This window comes from Chitinophaga sp. RCC_12 (genome assembly GCF_041360695.1).
In the GTDB taxonomy this organism is placed as follows: Bacteria; Bacteroidota; Bacteroidia; order Chitinophagales; family Chitinophagaceae; genus Chitinophaga.
Genome location: NZ_JBFUPS010000003.1, coordinates 471094 through 489324, shown reverse-complemented (window position 1 = coordinate 489324; position 18231 = coordinate 471094). Strand labels below are relative to the sequence as shown.

The following is an 18231-nucleotide window of genomic DNA, read 5'->3' as shown; positions in this document are numbered from 1 at the left end:
AGTCTGCTTTATTATCAGAAAGTAACATTTACACCAAAATTGTAGGTTGCGTAGAGTGGGTATACGTTGTTGTCGATACCGGCTTCCCTGGGCTTACCGCCAATTTCCGGTGTGAATCCCCGGTATTGGAAGAAGTTGAACGCATTCTGTGCGTTTGCAAATACGCGCAGGTTTTTCATTCCCCATTTTTCCGTCATAGTAGCTGGGAAGTTATATCCCAGCTGGATGTTCCTGATCCTGAAGTAGCTGCCGTTTTCCACGAAGAAAGAATTGGGCAGGTAGTTATCGCGGCCGCCGATGAAAGCAGAAGGATAGGTGTTGGAAGTACCTTGTCCATGCCAGCGTTTATCATAAAAATCTTTTGTGAAATTTTCATTACCAAAGCGCGCACCGAGATTTACATTGTAAACATCTACACCGGCAACGCCCTGGAAATCGAGGGCAAGATCAAATTGTTTCCAGGTGAAAGAGGTGTTAATACCATAGCTGAAGCGGGGATTAGGGTTACCCAGCGGCACGCGGTCGTTCGCATCAATAACGCCATCGGGTACGCCTTTAGGTCCGCTTACATCCCTGTATTTAAAGTCCCCTGCTCTTGCTTTCGGTTGTGCGGAGTTCAATGCTTCCGCATCTGTCTGGAAAATTCCATCTACCATATAACCTATAAACTCACCTATGGGCCTGTCGAGCATAGTACGGGTGCTCAGTGCGCCGCTGGTGAGGCCACCACCGCCGCCATAAATAGGATTTTTACCGGATACCACGCTTAATACTTTGTTTTCATTATAGCCGAGGTTACCACCTATGGAGTAGGTAAAGTCTTTCTTTATCTGGCTTTTCCAGCTTACTGCAAATTCAAAACCGCGGTTCTGAAGATCGGCCTGGTTAGCGATGATAGTACCTGAATTGGTACCCACGGAACCTGGAATGTTTACATCAAAAATGGCGCGTACTGTTTTCCGGTTGTAGTAACCTGCTTCCAGGTACAAGCGGTTATTAAGCATACTGGCTTCCAATCCAACATCCGTACCTACGCCTTTTTCCCAATAGGTAGTAGGCGGTACTACGGAGTTGATGCTTGCGCCGGTGTATACATTACCACCAAAAACAGCAGTGAGGTAGGGATCCTGGGCTACTCTCAATACGGAGATATTGGAAGTAACAGAGGCATTGCCTATCTGGCCCCAGCTACCACGCAGTTTCAGGTTATCGAAGAAGTGCTGTTGCTTCATAAAGCTTTCCTCGCTGATGATCCAGCCCACCCCTACAGATGGGAAATAACCCCAGCGTTGATCGCCATAGAACCGGGAGGCGCCGTCGGCACGCAGTGAAGCATTGAGGAGGTACCTGTTTTTAAAGGAATAATTGATCCTTCCGAAGTAAGAAGATACGGTGTAGATATCTCCTTCATCTGTTATTTGCCTGCCATCAGTACTACCCAGTTTCAGGTACATATCTCCCTCACTGTTATTCGGCACATTTGGTGCGCTGGCAGTGAGCTTATAAGTTTGATAGCGTTGTGCGCCCTGGCCCAGCAGTACTCTCAGGTCGTGGTCTTTGAATTTATTCTGATAGGTGAGTGTATTTTCCACGATCCAGTTGCGGGTATCAGTATTTTCGCGGGTGAGTTTACTGTTGTTGGCGCGTTGTGCAATGGTAGCCGCAAACACGGGCACATAATTGCGCATCAGGTTTTCGCCATATTCGCCGCCGATGCTGGTATGAAAAGTAAAATGTTTGGCAAACCGCAGGTCGGCGTATAAACTACCGGTAACGGTTTGTTTTCTAGTGAACTGGTTGAAAAAGTCGAGGGTTGCCTGCGGGTTGAAGTTCGCGCCTTCACCGAGGTTATAATCGTTCGGATCTCCGTAAGCACCATCGGCGTAATGTACCGGCACCACCGGGCCTGCACTGTACAACTGGCGCCAGATAAAGTCGGGAACGTCATTTGATTTATTGGCAGACGCAGTAACAGTATAACCAATCTTCAGGGGTTCAAAAACCTGGAAGTCGTTTTGTAACCGGGCAGTGTAGCGGGTAAAATCGTTGGTATTTACCAGGCCTTGCTGGTGCAGGTAACCTATGGAGAAATTATAGGTAGATTTTTCTGATCCGCCGCTTACGGACAACTGGTGATTGGTTACCATTGCATTCCGGAGGGTTTGATGGTACCAATCGGTGCCTCTTCCAAACTGGGAAGGATCATCGAACAGCGGGGCTTTATCATTACGTTCCTGCAGTTCATTTACCAGGGTGGCATACTGACTGGCATCCGCCATTTTCACCTCGTTGGTTACTTTCTGATAGCCCACATAGCCGTTATAATTCACGACTGGTTTCCCGGATTTTCCTTTTTTAGTGGTGACGAGCACCACGCCGTTTGCCGCGCGTATCCCGTAAATAGCTTCGCTGGAAGCATCTTTCAGGATACTCATATTTTCGATATCGGCAGGGTTGAGAAAGTTGATATCATCATACCACACACCGTCTACCACATACAATGGGTTGGCGCTGCCATAGATGGTACCTGTACCACGGATCTTGATTTCCGGTGCTGCACCGGGTTTACCCATATTGGTAATGGTTACGCCGGGCACCTTTCCCTGGAGGGCGCTTACCGCGTTATTGATAGGCTGTTTATTGATTTCTTCTCCTTTGATCTGGCTGATAGCGCCGGTAACATCTACCTTGCGTTGCACGCCATAACCCACTACTACCACCTGTTCCACCATACTCACCGATTCTACCAGGGTTACATTGATCACAGAGCGGCTGTTAACCGGTATTTCCTGGCTGGTGAAGCCGATAAAAGACACCAGGAGCGTAGCGTTTTCCGGTACTGTAAGCGTATAAGTGCCATCCGGCCCCGTAACGGTTCCGCGGGAGGTTCCCTTGATGCTGATAGTAGCACCGGGCACCGGTGTACTGCCGTCTTTACTGGTTACTTTACCGGTAATTTTGATATCCTGCAGCTCACCTGTGTTAGCCATGATGACCACCAGGTTGTTCTCTATCACTTTATATTTCAGGCCGGTATCGTTGAGTATTTCGCTCATGAGGTCAGCCAGACGTGTGTTGGTCACATCCACATCCACTTTCTTCCTGATATCCTTCAATGCGTTGTTATAGAGGAACCGGTATTCGCCTTGTTTCTCAATACTACTGAGTACCTTGGCGATCTCCGTTTCTTTGAGCCGGAGGGTTATCGTTCCCTGCCCCTTCGCATTGGCAGATACCTGGAGCACACCTGCCAGCAGCAGTACGGCGGTCCAATTCATAATTAATAAGACTTTTTTGAAGGCATGGGAAGGTCGCTTCGCAGTTGTTAGCGATTTTTTCATACTTTTAGATCTAGAGGTAATAAAATGGAAGCCAGCTGTCTTTCAGGATTGGCGAAGCTTCCTGTTATGCTTCAGGGGGAAATGTTGGCGCATTTCCCTTTTTAGTTACCAGCAGCTCAAGACGAATTAAATCTGTTTCCTTTTTTCATAACGGAAATATTACTGGTTAATAATAATTTCAGTACCGTGGATGGTATAATTAAATGCGGCAGTCATTTGTAATGCCTGCAACGCCTGTTGAATATTTTCCTGTGCAAACACGCCGGTGAACCGCAGCTCTTCTTTCTTTTTATCTGCAAACTGAATAGTTACCCCATACCAGCGTTCCATGCGGGCAGCCAGCGATGCAAATGACTCATCGCGGAATACGAGTTTATTTTCCATCCAGGAAGTTTCTACAATGGCATCTTCTTTTTCAGCATAGTAAGTAAGATGTTTTACTGCCATCACCGGATCGTTGGTTTTTACTGTGTGTAAAGAGTCATCTGATACCAGGATTTTCTCTGTGGGTTTCAGGATGATCCGTTCACCGGGGCGGCCGGCGAGGGAAGCTTCAATGCTGCCCTGCAGCAGTGTGGCTTCTGTCATTTTATCTCCCGGATAAGCCTTCAGGTTAAACCGGGTACCCAATACTCTCACATCCATGCGGGCAGTATGGATAATAAAAGGATAATCTGCGTTTTTAGCGATATCAAAAAAAGCTTCGCCGCTAAGGTTTACCTCGCGGTTGCTGTTGCCAAAATCTTTGCTGTAGGTAAGTTTACTGCCGGCGTTGAGCCATACATGTGAGCCATCGGGCAATTGTATAGAGGTGCGGGAACCGTTGCGGGTAGATACTTCGCTGATAGCGGGTGCATGCACCGCTTTTCCTGCGGGCCACCACCAGGTGGCTGCTGCGATGAGGATGCCGGCAACTGCAGCGGCAGCCAGGTAACGCAGCCACGGACTTCTTGTCCGGGTTTCCAGCTGGAAAATAGCAGACTGCTGTTCTTCTGCAGATAAACCAATAGCTATCCCCTTCTCCTGCATACGGCCAATAAGACGGGTATGCGCGTCCTCTCCTTCTGCCCTGTCGGCCGGATCAGGTGTGGTTTTCCAGATATCTGTAATGGCTTCTACGGGAAAGTGAAGATCAGGGTAGGCACGCAATAAACCTTCCAGCTCCTGCAGTTCTTCTGCAGATGCTTCTCCGGCCAGTTTCCTGCCAATCAATTCCCATACGCGCTTATTATTCATAACGTTTCGATAGCTACTCTGTATATAGGTACCATTTGAAATCAATATCTACTAAAGGAAACAAAAATATTTTCCGGGCGGGGTATCAGCGGGAGGATTTCTTCAACTGCACATTCAATACCCTGGCTATTTTAGCGAGGGCAACAGCCAGCTGGTTATCAATGGTTTTAACGGATACATTCAGGATTTCCGCTATCTCTTTATATTTCAGGCCATCTTCACGGATCAGCTTAAAAATGATCTTGCAACGGGGCGGCAGCCCTTCGATGGCGGCCTCAATGCGCGAGAGCATCTCTGCCGTCAGCAGCATTTGCTCGGGGTTCTGGTGCGGGCTTGCCAGCTCTACAGATAATTCATCAATGGTAATAGCAGATTGCTTCTTTTGTTTGAGCAGGTATTTCAGCGAGGTGTTTTTTACGCTTACATAGAGGTATACCTGCAGGTTATTCACATTTTCCAGCTGCTGGCGGCGCTCCCACAGGCTGATAAACACATCGGACACTACTTCTTCGGCTGTTTCGGCAGACTTTACAAAAGAGGTGGCAAACTTCAGCAGCGGCTTGTAGAAGCGCAGGAACAGTTCCCTGTACGCCACTTCGTCGTCGTATGAGCTGATACGACGCTGCCATTCCTTTATTTCGTTTGCGTGGAACATTGATTAGCTGCTTCTGTGGACAAAGTAAAGGAAAAAAACAATGCGGCGTGGGATGAGGGCGGTTTAATCGTTACAGGGATTTAATCGTTCTTAAAAGGTCCTTTGTTAAAAAAATAGACGGAGGAAAAAATATAATATTATATTGGTGAAGGAATTATACCCTACTCTTTTATTTGTTAACTGATTTTTTATATGTGTCCCTATAAGTTACGTTCTTTCCTAACCTTTTTTGTTTTATTCCTTTGTGTTAAAACTATTGTGAATGCCCAGGATTCCCTGTACCGGGGTGCAAAGGTAATTCCTCCATCGCCGACATCGGCATCACTTGGGAAATATGGTAATACGCCAGTAAGTTTGTACAAAGGCACTGGTTAATGATTTGGCTGTTTCAGAACACAATACGGAAATTGCAAAACGTGGTTCCAATGCTGCGGACGAAAAAAATGGATCATATATAACATGGAATCCCACTGGTACAACAAGTGCCCCTGACGAAAATGGATCTACCCAAAGACCTCCTTTTATAGGACTTGCACATGAAATGGCACACGTTAAAGATGTTTGGGATGGTACCATTAATAGAAAAATTTGGCAAATTGTGTCCTCTCCTGATGGAAAGAGTGTAGAGATCAGCAATAGTGAAAAATATTCAACTCACATTGAAAACCAAATCAGGGCCGAAAATAAAATTTCGTTACGAGCTTACTATTCTGTTGATGAAAATGGAAACGGCAACCATAATACAAGGCTAATAAAAGCAGGAACAAGACAAAGCTTGTATTATAACTCAAACGGAGAAACTAACTATAGAAAGTTAAATAAGAAAATAATTCCTTTCACTTATTAAATCATCATGAAAGCAATAGCATTTACTATTCTCATTATTATTTTCATGTCCTCTAGTTGTGCTTCACAGAATTTTACAGCTATATCAAAAAAAATAGGGGAAAATTGTGAAGGAAACAAAGGCGGGCGTAAATCAACAACCTTTCATGACATACGGCTGAAGCTTTTTAATGAGGGAAAGCTGCCATTTTTAAAAAACGGATTCGATACTGTATATTTACTCGAATCATATGAAATTGAAAGCGGTCTTTACGCCGGGCTGATATGGAACAGTCACGGAACATTAAATTATACCTATCGTAAAGGTTATTTAGAGTTCCCTGATCAAAAAAACTATACGCCTTATACAATTGGTTTGATTGAAAAATGGGATACGACGATGATAAAAGCAGAAGAAAAAAATGCAATAGAGCTTCCTCAGAAATACATTACAGGAATCTGTTTAGTAAAACAAAATGGAGATATTAGTATACGATGTATACGATTTAAGGAATTCTTCAACATAGAGAGAGACAGATGATATCTGGTTAAGACTTTTTATAAGCATGCTGATAATAAATAGTGGCCTTTCCAGTAAACATCTCTACTCACTTCTCAAACTCTTTACAGGATTCACAATCGCTGCTTTTACAGACTCATAACCCACCGTTATCCATGCTATCGTTAATGCCGCTAATGAAGCTACCAGGAAAATAGCCCAACCAACGTTTACACGGTAAGCGAAACCGCCGAGCCACTTATTGGTGGCAAACCAGGCAATGGGTATTGCAATTACAATAGCAATCAGGATAAGCTTTGTAAAACCTGTTGATAACAGATATACTACATTGAATACGGATGCTCCCAGCACTTTTCTAACGCCTATTTCCTTGGTGCGCTGTTCCGCCATAAATGCCGATAAGCCATACAAACCCATACAGGAAATAAAAATGGCTATCATTGCAAATACATTAAACAGGCTGCCCATTTGTTGCTCACCTTTGTATAAATTATTAATGTCCTGGTCAACAAAACCGTAGGAGAAGGGAAAAGCAGGATTAAGCTGTTTGCTTATTTTCTCCAATGCCTGGATGGTGGCTGCCGCTTTTCCGGGTTGGGTGCGCACCAGCACTATTCCTCCATTCCATTTATTGAACGCAAGTATCATTGGCTCAATGGCTGTTTGCGCCGGTTTATAATTAAAATCTTTTACTACACCTACAATAGTACCTTTATCGCCTGAAAACGTAAGCGATCTACCAATGGCAGCCGCCGGGGTCATCCCCATAATTTTTGCTGCTTTTTCATTAATCACATAATTGCCTGAGTCAGCAAATTCGGTAGCAGACAAAGCCCTTCCGCTTACCATTTTCATTTGAAGAACGTCGAAGAAGCCGTCAGTTACCCATGTTTTTGAAAACCAGATGTTCTTATCCTGCAAGGCCATTCCCTCCCACTCTACCCCTGTGGTACTGCTCGTCAGATTAGATATCGGGTCGGTGATAGCAGTAAAATTTGCAGTAAGTGGGTTCGCTTTGAGCTCCGTATTTAATGCCAGTTGCTTGTCTCCCATTTCGCCGGTCATCGTCATATAAAGCAGGTTCGATTTATTAAAACCGATATCCCTGTTTTTGATATAATTCAATTGCTTGTATACTACAGCAGTGCCGGCGAGTAATGCTATCGAAACAACAAATTGCATTATCACTAACCCATTACGGAAATATAGATTACCTCCACTCATTTTTATGCTTCCCTTTAGCACCTCCACGGGCTTAAATCCGGATAGGAACAAAGCAGGATAACTGCCGGAAACAAGCCCGGTAAACAATGCGATGCCGAGCAGCAATGCAATTAATTTTCCATCCAATAATTGTATAGAAAGTTCCTTGCCTGCCAGGTTATTAAAAGCAGGCAGCAACAGGCATACAATGCCAACAGCCATTAACATGGCCATAAAAGAAATGAATAATGACTCACCGAGGAACTGACCAATCAGTTGCCCGCGGCCCGCACCTACGGCCTTTCGCAAGCCCACTTCTTTTGCCCGGCGCGCAGATCTTGCAGTGGCCAGGTTCATAAAGTTGATACAGGCAACCGCCAAAATAAACAACGCAACAATAAAAAATATGTTTACATATTGGATATTACCCTGACCAGGCAAATTAGAGTGGTAATTGGAACGCAGGTGAATATCCGTTAAAGCCTGCAGTTTCATATCAGGTTGATCTTCTTTTACGTGCTCTCCAAAAATTTTATTTACCTGCCTGTTAAGGCCGGCCAGGGCGACCGGCGTAGCCTTGAAATTTTCGTCGAGTTGTACATAGTCATAGAAATCATAACTAGCCCAGATGTTTCGGCGCAAACGCCAATCCGTCTGTGCAATGGCAGACAGCGGCATGATAAAATCAAATTGCAGATGTGAGTTTGCCGGAATATTTTTGAGCACACCTGTAACTTCTACATTATCTTTATTATCCCTTTTTAAAATTTTCCCAATTGGATCTTCATTGCCAAAATATTTCTTCGCCATATTTTCCGTAATTAAAACAGCATCAGGCCGTATTAATGCAGTTTCGGCATTCCCGCTTATTAAGGGAAATGAAAATACCTGCAACAGGGAAGAATCGGCATAGAAGACGGCTTTTTCTTCAAACTTTTTTGTACCCGTTTCAAAAACAGTAGTAGTGGGCTGACTAAAACGTACAAAGTTTTTTATAGCAGGAATTCTGGCTTTAAGTTCGGGAACCATGGGCCCGGAATTTGTTGCACCACCCGCAGTAAGGCGGTAGATAGTACCCGCGTTTTGATGGAATTTGTCGTAACTCAACTCATGCTGTACCCAAAGCAAAATGAAAATACTGCAAGCCATGCCAATGGCCAACCCTGCAATATTAATTGTAGCGAAGGCCTTATGTCGGACGATGTTTCTGAAAGCAATCTTGAAATAGTTCTTTAACATGGCTGTTTTATTAGGTTTCCAGACTCACTGGCAGGAATGCCCAAAGAAATGCCAAATAGTAATTTATTGCTACTTGATTTTTTATAGATATGGTATTTATTTAAACTGTCCGTTTATGAACTGAGGATGTTCACTTTCAGGAGATGATAATGCAGCTATACTTCTCCCATACTTCTCGGATACTTCTTGGATACTTCTCGGATACTTAGGAGTCGTGTATGTGTCGTATTCCCCATATAGTCCCCATATAGTCCCCATACACTTCCCATATACTCATAATACACTCATGATACACTCATGATACACTTCCAATACACTCCCAATACACTATGTCTCGTCCTGAAATAGCTATACAGGTGAAGAAATAATCCTGTTTAAAGTTTACAATATAAGTTTTAAATCCTGGAAAAGGTTTACAGTGCGGCGGCATAATCCGGCAAAAAGCGGCAAAAGCGGCGGATTTGTTTTTCTCTGGTTTCACACGTCCATAGCTTTGTATCGTATTCCGGAATATAACATTGCAGGCTCGGATGGGAAACGAATACTGGCACGGGTTTATACCCCTGTACGGAATACAAGCAGGAAAACAACGCTGAAATATCCCCACGCCAGTGAAAACAGGATATGCACCGTGGTTTCAAACCGTTTACCTCTCCATAACAACGGCGAGTAAACAAAGAACTGGAAAAGCAGCCGGCATAACCAGAATACAAATAACCCAAACGCCAGCAGATGCCCCAGGCGCGTATGCAGGATGTCGTGGGTTGCATAAATACACCCTAGTCCCATCAACAACACCATCAGCGCAATAAAAAAAGTATGCACATACATCATCTGCCTGCTCAAAAGACTGATCGCCGTGAACTCTTTCTTCCAGTTAAAATACCGCGGAAAGAAAATGTGTGTCAGCGATAATAGCACCAGTATATAACCGGTAATTTTAAGATGCAATTCCATTCTTTTGCAATATTAAGGCCGACAAAAAAGGGGTGATCTTCTTTTCTTTTACGACGATCAGGCCTGCGTTGTTGAATGCCCGCTTCCAGGCAGCACGCGAAAAGAAATGCAGGAACCCGATCGTATATGCGATGAAGTTAGGCGCATCCCGTAAATGCTCCAGTACCACTATTCTTCCATCAGCAGCCAGGCAGCGATACAACTCTTTGAAAAAAATAATCCTTTCCCCCGGATCCCTGATTTCATGCGCCGCCAGCAAAAGAAACACCACATCCACTGATGCAGCTTCCAGCGGAACAGCGGCCGTGCTGATGGTTCTCGTACCAGCATAAGGCGCATATCTTTTCCGGGCACGTTCAATAGATACCTCGGTATGCATCTCCGGATTATAAAAATCAAATACCTGTAAATCAGCTCCCGGGTATTTATGCGCCAGCAGCTGGCTGGTTTCATCAAACCCTGCGTGAATGTTTACTATACGCCCGTGTGGCCGAAACTTTATATCGTCCAGCCACCGTAAGGTATACAAATCCGAACGGTCATAAATATACCAGGAGACGACTAACGACGATAAGGTGGCGATGGCAGCTCCACACAACATCAGCCTGGTTAACGGGTATTGCGTGAATAGCAAACCTCCTACCAGTATCAGCAAAAACAACACATAAAAGTGCCAGTTGAACCGGATAATATTGACGATGCCCTGAAACGGCGTTCTGTTTATCTTTTCCATAGATCCACTTTTCCTTTTTTCCAGTAATAAGGAATTTGCCGGATGATAAATGCGTTCGCCAGCCGGGCGCCCTGTAAGGCAGGCGTGCTCAAAAAACCGGCTTCGCTATGCAACACCGATACCGGTACAGGCGTCCAGTTTTCCCGCACACCTTCAATAATCAGCACTTCGCCGGAATGTTCGTTACAGGTAAATGTAAAAGGCAACGGACCTGCAAACCGCCGCGCCTCTTTCCAGTCAGCAAAAGGAGATCCTGCTGGTAATGCCGCTTCATCACCCGTATTCACAGTGATATTCAACCCCGATGCCGCCGATCTAACGGTAACAATACCATCTTCTCCCGTAATACTGATATCGGTAGCGGTATAACTGTAATGGGTAAACAGGTTGCCGAAAAATTCCATCTTCTTACTGTCTGTTTCTGATTTTAAAATATATAAACCGCGTAACCGCTTTCCTTCACTATTGGTATAACGCACAAACACCCGGTAGCCGGTTAACACAAAATCATTTCCCATAAATGCAGGAAAGCCTTTGGGCCGCAGGTTCCTTGTTTTCACAATGGCAATGGCTATAAAGGCCCACTGATCCTGGAATACATCCAGCTCCAGTTGCGGAGGCAGCATTGGTTCCAACACCGCTACCGGCAACGCATAGGTGAGCACCAGGGAGCTTTCAAAGAACGCTTCCACGGCAAAGGGATGATTTTTAAGAAAGGCTAACATGGGTGCTATATTCATTCCGGTAAATGACAAATATAAAAACGGCAGCGATGATAATATTTATTCTCCCAAACAATAACAGGTCGGGTGCTGCTATAAACTCTATGATGTTCATAGTGGCTACCAGCAGCATCTGTAAAATAGCACACCAGCGGGATTTTATCCGGGAAAGTATCCATATCGCCATTCCGGCTTCCAGGACACCAATGATACGGGTCAGTACAGGCGCATAGGTTTCGCCAAGTATTCTTGCTACAATTAACTGGTGCCGGGGAACATAGTTCAGCACTTTACAGTACACGCCATTTATCATCCACACAAGGGCTATTCCGATGTTAACCACATTTTTTTGCTTACTAAAGGGCATGGGACCAACTTTATCAATACAAGTTAATACAAAAAGCGCCGGTCTCAAAAAAGAGCCGGCGCCTGTCTATAAATAATTCCCCCTTACTTACCCAGGTCCCACGCTTTCAATCCGTTCAACTGCACGGCTCCGTTTTCTGCAAACACAGCCAGCCCCGTAGCCGCTTTATCCGGGAATATTAAAGTGGTAAGCACTTTCTCCCCGTCGTTTACAAATACTTCTACAGACGATTTATCCAGCAGCACCTGTAACCTGATTTTATTGTTGGCAGGAGAAATGCTCATTTGTTGCACGTCTTTTCCATCGCGGATGTACAGCTCATTCCGCTGTACATTATAGCCAACCACTACATCCCGGGCTATCTTAAAACCAAAATCCGCGGCTGTACCAATCGTAAATTCGGCATCCACCCAATTAGTATTAGTATTAAAACTTTTGCCGCTTAACAGCAGTTCCTTATTGTTAACAGTTTGCGCCTTTAGTTGCAGTTTTTTACCAGCAGGTAATTTCCGGAGATAGGTACTGATCTCAGCAGATGGCTGCTGGAATAAACGTATACCCGCTGCCGTAGTTTTCAATTGCAGATCGCGTGGAATCGACATCTGCCCGCGCCACGGTGAAGTGGGCGTTTCAAATGGCATCAACCAGCCGATCATCATTTGCCGGTTGTCTGGCAGATGATTGTAAGGAATGGCGGCATAAAAAGTTTTGCCGTAATCTACAAACAACTGGCTTTCCGGCTTGTTGTCATTGGTGAATGTTTTGCCGTCGAAGTCGCCGGTAAAATACTGCATGCCGGTAGCGGCATCAGGGTTGCCGGAAGACACCATCAGCAACCATTTCTTTTTCGCCGGGTTACCGTCTACATACAACGGCGTTAAGGACGGGCACTCCCATATTTTACGGGTATCGCCCTGGTTGCCGAACTCACTCAGCAGCTCCCAGTTCTTCAGGTTTTCAGATGCGTAGAACTGTACTTTATGCTCGGCAGGTACCGCCACCGTCATGAGCCATTTATGCTGGTCTTCCAGCCAGATCACACTGGGATCGCGGAAATCCTTTTTCTGTATGTCTATAACGGGGTTGCCGCTATAGTTGGTGTAGGTTAAACCACCATCATTACTATAGGCAATAAACTGTGATTCCTTTTGCTGCTTTGGCTGATCTGCCGTGTAAATAGCTACAATAGGCGCCTTCCCGTTTTTACCAAAACCACTGCTGTTATGTTCATCCAGCACTGCGGAACCGGAGAAAGCCCAGGTGGTGGTATCCTTCTTTTCTATTTCCGGGATGGCAACAGGCAGGTGCTTCCAGTTAATCAAATCCTTGCTGGTAGCATGCCCCCAGCTCATATGCCCCCACTTGTTTTCAAAGGGATTATGCTGGTAGTACAAATGATATACGCCGTCTAAGTAGATCAGTCCATTGGGATCGTTCAGCCAGTTTTTAGGCGCTGTAAAGTGATATACCGGTCTCCATTGCGGAGTAGGCGTGGCATTATCCTGTGCGTGCAGCCATCCGGGTAATAATCCTGCCAGTAATATGGAAAAGAGTTTTTTCTTCATAACAATGATATTTAATTTTTACCAGCCGGTGTTTTGTTTGTATAACCCTTTGCTGTAGTTAATCTGGTTTAATGGTATGGGCAGGTATTCATCCCTGCCTCTTTTGAAGGAAGCATCATTCAGGTGTGACCGGCGTGTTTTTTCCACAGCAAAATAAGCATTGAGATAATCTGCCGCAATACCCCAGCGTACCAGGTCGAAGAAACGGGAACCTTCCATGGCAAATTCCAGCCGCCGTTCCCAGCGTAAAGCCTGCCGCGCAAAGTCGGTGGACCAGGTACAGTTAACGCCCGGCTGATAAGTATTCATTTTATAACTGGAAGTAAAGGTACCATTTGCCTGTTTTAATAAGCCGGTACTGGCAGCCGCTCTTTGCCGCACCTGGTTGATAAGTGGCAGCGCTTCGGCAGCGCGTCCAAGTTCTATCAATGCTTCTGCTTTAAATAACAGCACATCGGCATAACGGATAATCTCCCAGTTTTTGGAGCTCGACATAAAAGGCGGGACCTTCTGAAAAGTAGCGTCGCCGGGCAATACCGCTTCTTTGAGGCTCAGGTAACTGCCATACACCTCCGGCGCACGGGCCCAGGCGCGCTGGTACAGGAAAGCAGGATCGTACTTGTAAGGATGTCCTGGGATAGCCACGGTATGATCTAAACGCGGATCAAAGGTGTGGGTATGAAAATCTGCTTCCGTAACGATGTTCACATTATTGAACGTTTCAAACATCGGGAGCCCGCTGGCGCTTGTTTGAAAAGCATTCACCAGGTTACTGCTGGGCGAATGAAAACCGCAACAACCATAGGCCTGGTTCATCGGGTAATCCAGTGCATGTCCGTAATCAAGGCGGCCTTTGGGCGTGCCGTCATCCTTTGAATATTGGATAGCGAAAAGGGATTCCGGACCGTTTTCACTTTTCGACAAAAAGTTGTTCGCATAATCAACGGCCAGCTGGTATTTACCGGAGGCAATTACTTCATCGCACAGGGCATTTACCTGTTGCAGCAAGGCCGCATCAATACCGGTTACATGGTTATTCTCATCCTGCTTATAAGCTTCATACAACAACGTTTTTGCCAGGTAAGCTTTTGCGGCGAATTTATTGGCCCTTCCTGTTTGTGGTTGTATATCGGGGAGATGGGAAGCGGCAAAAGTAAAATCATCTGCGATCTTCGTCCATAGTTCCACATTGGAATAAGTGCGGTTGGAAATGGTATCATAGGTTTCCTTTGGCGCATTTTCATCGATGTACGGCACATACTTGAATAATGTTTTCAGCAGGAAATAATAATGTCCTCTCAGGAACTTCATCTCTGCCTGCCGCACTGTTTTTTCCGGAAACTCGCTTTCATTCACTTTATTTAACCGTGCCAGTGCATCGTTAGCGCGGCCAATGCATACATACAGGCGAAACCATACCAGGTCGGAGGAACCGTTATCCACCCTGTTCAGGGAAAAGGTTTCATAGAAATGATAATCGCTGATATCGCCGGCGCCATCGCCGCCCTTATATGCATCGCCACTGCGGATATTACCATAGGGCCACATGCTGGAATAAGGAGCGGTATAGTGATCGTTGCCCAGTGAAGCATAGGCGGCGGTCACCATTTTTTCCAGGTTGGCCGGCGAGTTCAGGTCGTCGCCTGAAATAACGCCCTGCGGCGTTTGATCCAGGAATTTGCTGCATGCGCCGAGCAACAGGCAGCTGAGTAAAAGAATATATGTGTACTTCATGGTGGCTGTGTTGTGTGTTTAAAAAGACAGGTTTAAACCGATCGTGCCAATCACCGGAATGGGATAGGCGTTATTAGGATTCTCAGGATCGGTAGCAGTAAAACCTTTGTTTTTTAACGTGAGCAGATTGCTACCTTGCAGATATACCCGTGCTGTTTGTAAACGCTTGCTGAACATATGCTGGAAACTATACCCCAACTGCAGGTTCCTGAGTTTGAGATAAGAACCTGATTCCAGGAAATAGGTAGATGTCCGGTTTTCATTGTTACGGTCTACCAGTGTGAGCGCAGGTATGGAAGCATTTGGATGTTGCGGCGTCCATGCGTCCAGCGTACGTGCGCCCCAGTTAGTTCCCGGCCAGATGGAAGAGAAGTCGGTGTATGTTTTGTAGGTGTTATATACCTGGATGCCCTGTATTCCCTGCAGGAAAAAAGTCAGATCAAAGTGTTTATACTCCAGTGTTACATTCAGTCCGTACGTAAAATCAGGATCTCCTTTGCCGATATAGTCGCGATCCTTGTCATCGATCACCCCGTCGCTGTTCAGGTCTTTATAACGGATGCGGCCCACGCCCTTCCCGATTTGCGTGGCATAGTCATCTACTTCTTTTTGTGAGCGGAACAATCCATCTGCCACGTACCCGAAGGTGGAATTAATAGAGTGGCCGAGAATGGTTTTATCCTGTCCGTTGCCAGGATAGGAAGTCAGCACTTCCGGCGGCAGCCTGGTGATCTTATTGCGATAGGTGGCTACGTTACCGGTAACAGTGAGTGCCAGTCCGGGTGCAATGTTACCGTTATACGACAGCAATACTTCCAGTCCCTTATTTTGCATGGAGGCCCCGTTAACGAACCTGGTACCGCCTTCGCCGATCACCGCGAGGTAAGCCGGGCTGATAAGGATATCGGATGTCTTCTTAATAAAATAATCTACGGAACCGCTAAGGTGATTATCAAACAAACCAAAATCTATCCCGGCATTGGACTCCATGGTGCTTTCCCATTTCAATGCGGGATTGCCCTGCTGGATCAGTGTATATCCCGATGGCAACTGGCCGGAGCCAGCACCACCCAGATCGTATGCGCTGCCGCTGTCGAAATCCCAGGTGGGATCTATCCCATAAATAGCGGAGTATAATGTGTAGGTGGCGTTGTTGGCAATTTCCTGGTTGCCCGACCTGCCCCAGCCATAGCGGAGTTTCAGGTCCGACAGGAAAGGCAGGTTTTGTTTGATGAAATTTTCTTCACTCACGCGCCATCCGAGAGATACTGCGGGAAACATCCCGAAACGGTTTTCTTTACCAAAGCGGGAAGATCCATCGCGGCGCAGGGTAACCGAAGCGAGGTATTTATTATCGTAAGAATAGTTTGCTTTACCGAAATAAGATAACAACGTATAGCCGCTGCCGGTACCGCCGTTATCTTTATTGGAAGATCCTGCATTCAGGTAGGCATAATCAATATTTTCAAGTGCGTATCCCTGCCTGCTGGCGTAGAAATTCTGCGCTATATATTTAATCTGTTCGCCTCCCAGCAGGAAATCGAACCGGTGCTTCTGCAGGGCCACGTTGTAAGTGAGCGTGTTTTGCCATACCCAGTTACCATTATAATCCTGTGAGGTTTGGGAGAAGTTGGACGGATCAGAAAGGAACCCGGAAGTATACGATTTACGCAGGGTACGCTGATAGGTACCATTATAATCTATACCATAACTGCTTTTGAAGTGAAGGTTTGGAATAATTTCCAGGTCGGCATATACATTACCGAACAAGCGGAGGAAATTACTTTTGTTCTGCCGGTTATCCTCAATGAGGCGCACGGGGTTCTGCCGGTCGGTCATGCCGGGTGCGGGGCCACCCCAGCCGCCGTCGACCGTGTGTACCGGCACTACCGGTTGTTGCACCAGCGCGGCGAAAAGAATATCGGTGGCAGGCACCAGCGCATCCCTGATATAGGTAGCCGACAGGTTTTCACCGATCTTCAGCCTGCCTTTAAAAAAGGAATAATCCGTATTAAAGCGGGCAGTTATTTTCCGTTGCTGTGTTTCTTTTACAATGCCTTTGTTGTTATACATGCCTACCGAAAAATAAGAGTTCCCTCTTTCGTTACCGTTGGCAATAGACACGTTGTAGGTTTGCAACAGGGAGGTTTGTGCAATCTCGTCATACCAGTAAGTATCCGCCGGCTTCATGGTTTTGGCGGCATCAATAAATTCAGGCAGATTAATTTTGTTGAGCACCGGGTTGTTGAAATCGCCGTTCCAGTCGTACTGGTAGATCTGGTTGTTGTTGGGATCGGTGCGGTCATTTACAGCAGCCTGCCAGTAAGCGCGGCCACGGCCTTCCGTGTTCAGCGTTTTTAACTTGGTACTGTAATCCTGCAAAGAAGCAGATACATCTGCCGTGATACGGCTGTAGCCTTTCTTCGCTCTTTTGGTGGTAACAATGATGACGCCGTTTGCAGCGCGGGAGCCGTAAATGGTGGCAGCAGAAGCATCTTTCAATACCTGGATGGATTCAATATCATTCTGGTTCAGCTCCTGCAATCCTCTTTTAGTGGGAATGCCATCCACTACATACAGCGGATCGTTGTTGCCCAGCGTGCCGATACCGCGGATACGCACCGTGGCATTGCTGTTAGGGTCGCCATTGGAAGTAATGAATACGCCGGGAACGCGGCCCTGCAAGGCTTTCACCGGGTTGCCGAGCGGAATATCTTTTATTTCGCTCACATTCACTACTGATACGGCGCCGGTAAGATCGGCTTTTTTCTGTGTCTGGTAACCGGTTACGATCACCTGGTTTAAATCGGTGGCATTATCTTCCATTTCTACGGACATACTGCCTTCCGCAGCTTTCAGCGACATTGGCTTCATGCCGATATAGGAGAAGTTGAGCACTTCCCCTACGGCAGCCGGTAATGTAAATTGCCCGCTGCCGTTGGTAATGGTGTTCCTGTTGCCCGACTGTACGGTTACGCCGGGCAAAGGCGTTCTGTTTTGTTTACTGATAACGGTACCGGTGATGTTTCGTTGCTGTGCAATGGCGAAGAGGCCGAACAGCAACATCGGTAATAAGTAAAACAACTTTTTCATAATGGAATTTGTGAAATGGTGGTGTGGAAATGTAATAACTG

General features: G+C 45.9%; 13 protein-coding genes. 2 read left to right on the top strand and 11 right to left on the bottom strand.

Annotated elements, in window-relative coordinates; translation table 11 throughout:
• Positions 1 to 14 precede the first annotated feature (14 nt).
• From AB6805_RS11670 to AB6805_RS11660, 3 genes are all read right to left on the bottom strand, one after another.
• The gene (locus tag AB6805_RS11670; protein WP_370909604.1) at positions 15 to 3278 is read right to left on the bottom strand and encodes a TonB-dependent receptor; all 3264 of its coding nucleotides are present in this window, start codon (positions 3276 to 3278) and stop codon (positions 15 to 17) included.
• A gap of 222 nt (positions 3279 to 3500) precedes the next feature.
• The gene (locus AB6805_RS11665; protein ID WP_370909603.1) at positions 3501 to 4577 is read right to left on the bottom strand and encodes a FecR family protein; all 1077 of its coding nucleotides are present in this window, start codon (positions 4575 to 4577) and stop codon (positions 3501 to 3503) included.
• Between the two features lie 85 nt (positions 4578 to 4662).
• Positions 4663 to 5232 carry an RNA polymerase sigma-70 factor gene (locus tag AB6805_RS11660; RefSeq protein ID WP_370909602.1) on the bottom strand — a complete coding sequence of 190 codons (570 nt, stop codon included), beginning with the start codon at positions 5230 to 5232 and terminating at the stop codon, positions 4663 to 4665.
• Positions 5233 to 5611: 379 nt separating this feature from the next.
• Here AB6805_RS11660 and AB6805_RS11655 point away from each other — a divergent pair, with 379 nt between their 5' ends.
• Positions 5612 to 6079, top strand: coding sequence for a M91 family zinc metallopeptidase (locus tag AB6805_RS11655; protein ID WP_370909601.1), 468 nt, complete (start codon positions 5612 to 5614; stop codon positions 6077 to 6079).
• 6 nt (positions 6080 to 6085) lie between these two features.
• Positions 6086 to 6598 carry a hypothetical protein gene (locus AB6805_RS11650; RefSeq protein ID WP_370909600.1) on the top strand — a complete coding sequence of 171 codons (513 nt, stop codon included), beginning with the start codon at positions 6086 to 6088 and terminating at the stop codon, positions 6596 to 6598.
• A gap of 63 nt (positions 6599 to 6661) precedes the next feature.
• Here the strand turns inward: AB6805_RS11650 and AB6805_RS11645 are convergent, their stop codons facing one another.
• The 8 genes from AB6805_RS11645 to AB6805_RS11610 all read right to left on the bottom strand — a co-directional run bounded on the left by AB6805_RS11645 (position 6662) and on the right by AB6805_RS11610 (position 18190).
• On the bottom strand, positions 6662 to 9019 hold the full coding sequence (locus AB6805_RS11645; protein WP_370909599.1) for an ABC transporter permease: 2358 nt from the start codon (positions 9017 to 9019) through the stop codon (positions 6662 to 6664).
• A 555-nt stretch (positions 9020 to 9574) separates the two neighbouring features.
• Entirely contained in the window at positions 9575 to 9976 is a 402-nt protein-coding gene (locus AB6805_RS11640) for a hypothetical protein (RefSeq protein ID WP_370909598.1), read from the bottom strand.
• Positions 9960 to 10709, bottom strand: coding sequence for a class I SAM-dependent methyltransferase (locus AB6805_RS11635; RefSeq protein WP_370909597.1), 750 nt, complete (start codon positions 10707 to 10709; stop codon positions 9960 to 9962). The genes AB6805_RS11640 and AB6805_RS11635 overlap by 17 nt, the downstream gene beginning before the upstream one ends.
• The gene (locus AB6805_RS11630; RefSeq protein WP_370909596.1) at positions 10697 to 11434 is read right to left on the bottom strand and encodes a DUF2071 domain-containing protein; all 738 of its coding nucleotides are present in this window, start codon (positions 11432 to 11434) and stop codon (positions 10697 to 10699) included. Before AB6805_RS11630 ends, AB6805_RS11635 begins: the two co-directional genes overlap by 13 nt.
• The gene (locus AB6805_RS11625; protein ID WP_370909595.1) at positions 11418 to 11798 is read right to left on the bottom strand and encodes a DoxX-like family protein; all 381 of its coding nucleotides are present in this window, start codon (positions 11796 to 11798) and stop codon (positions 11418 to 11420) included. The genes AB6805_RS11630 and AB6805_RS11625 overlap by 17 nt, the downstream gene beginning before the upstream one ends.
• 83 nt (positions 11799 to 11881) lie before the next feature.
• Entirely contained in the window at positions 11882 to 13363 is a 1482-nt protein-coding gene (locus tag AB6805_RS11620) for a glycoside hydrolase family 32 protein (protein WP_370909594.1), read from the bottom strand.
• Positions 13364 to 13381: 18 nt separating this feature from the next.
• Positions 13382 to 15097, bottom strand: coding sequence for a RagB/SusD family nutrient uptake outer membrane protein (locus AB6805_RS11615; RefSeq protein WP_370909593.1), 1716 nt, complete (start codon positions 15095 to 15097; stop codon positions 13382 to 13384).
• An 18-nt stretch (positions 15098 to 15115) separates the two neighbouring features.
• Positions 15116 to 18190, bottom strand: a complete 3075-nt coding sequence (locus AB6805_RS11610; RefSeq protein ID WP_370909592.1) for a SusC/RagA family TonB-linked outer membrane protein — start codon at positions 18188 to 18190, stop codon at positions 15116 to 15118.
• Positions 18191 to 18231 lie beyond the last annotated feature (41 nt).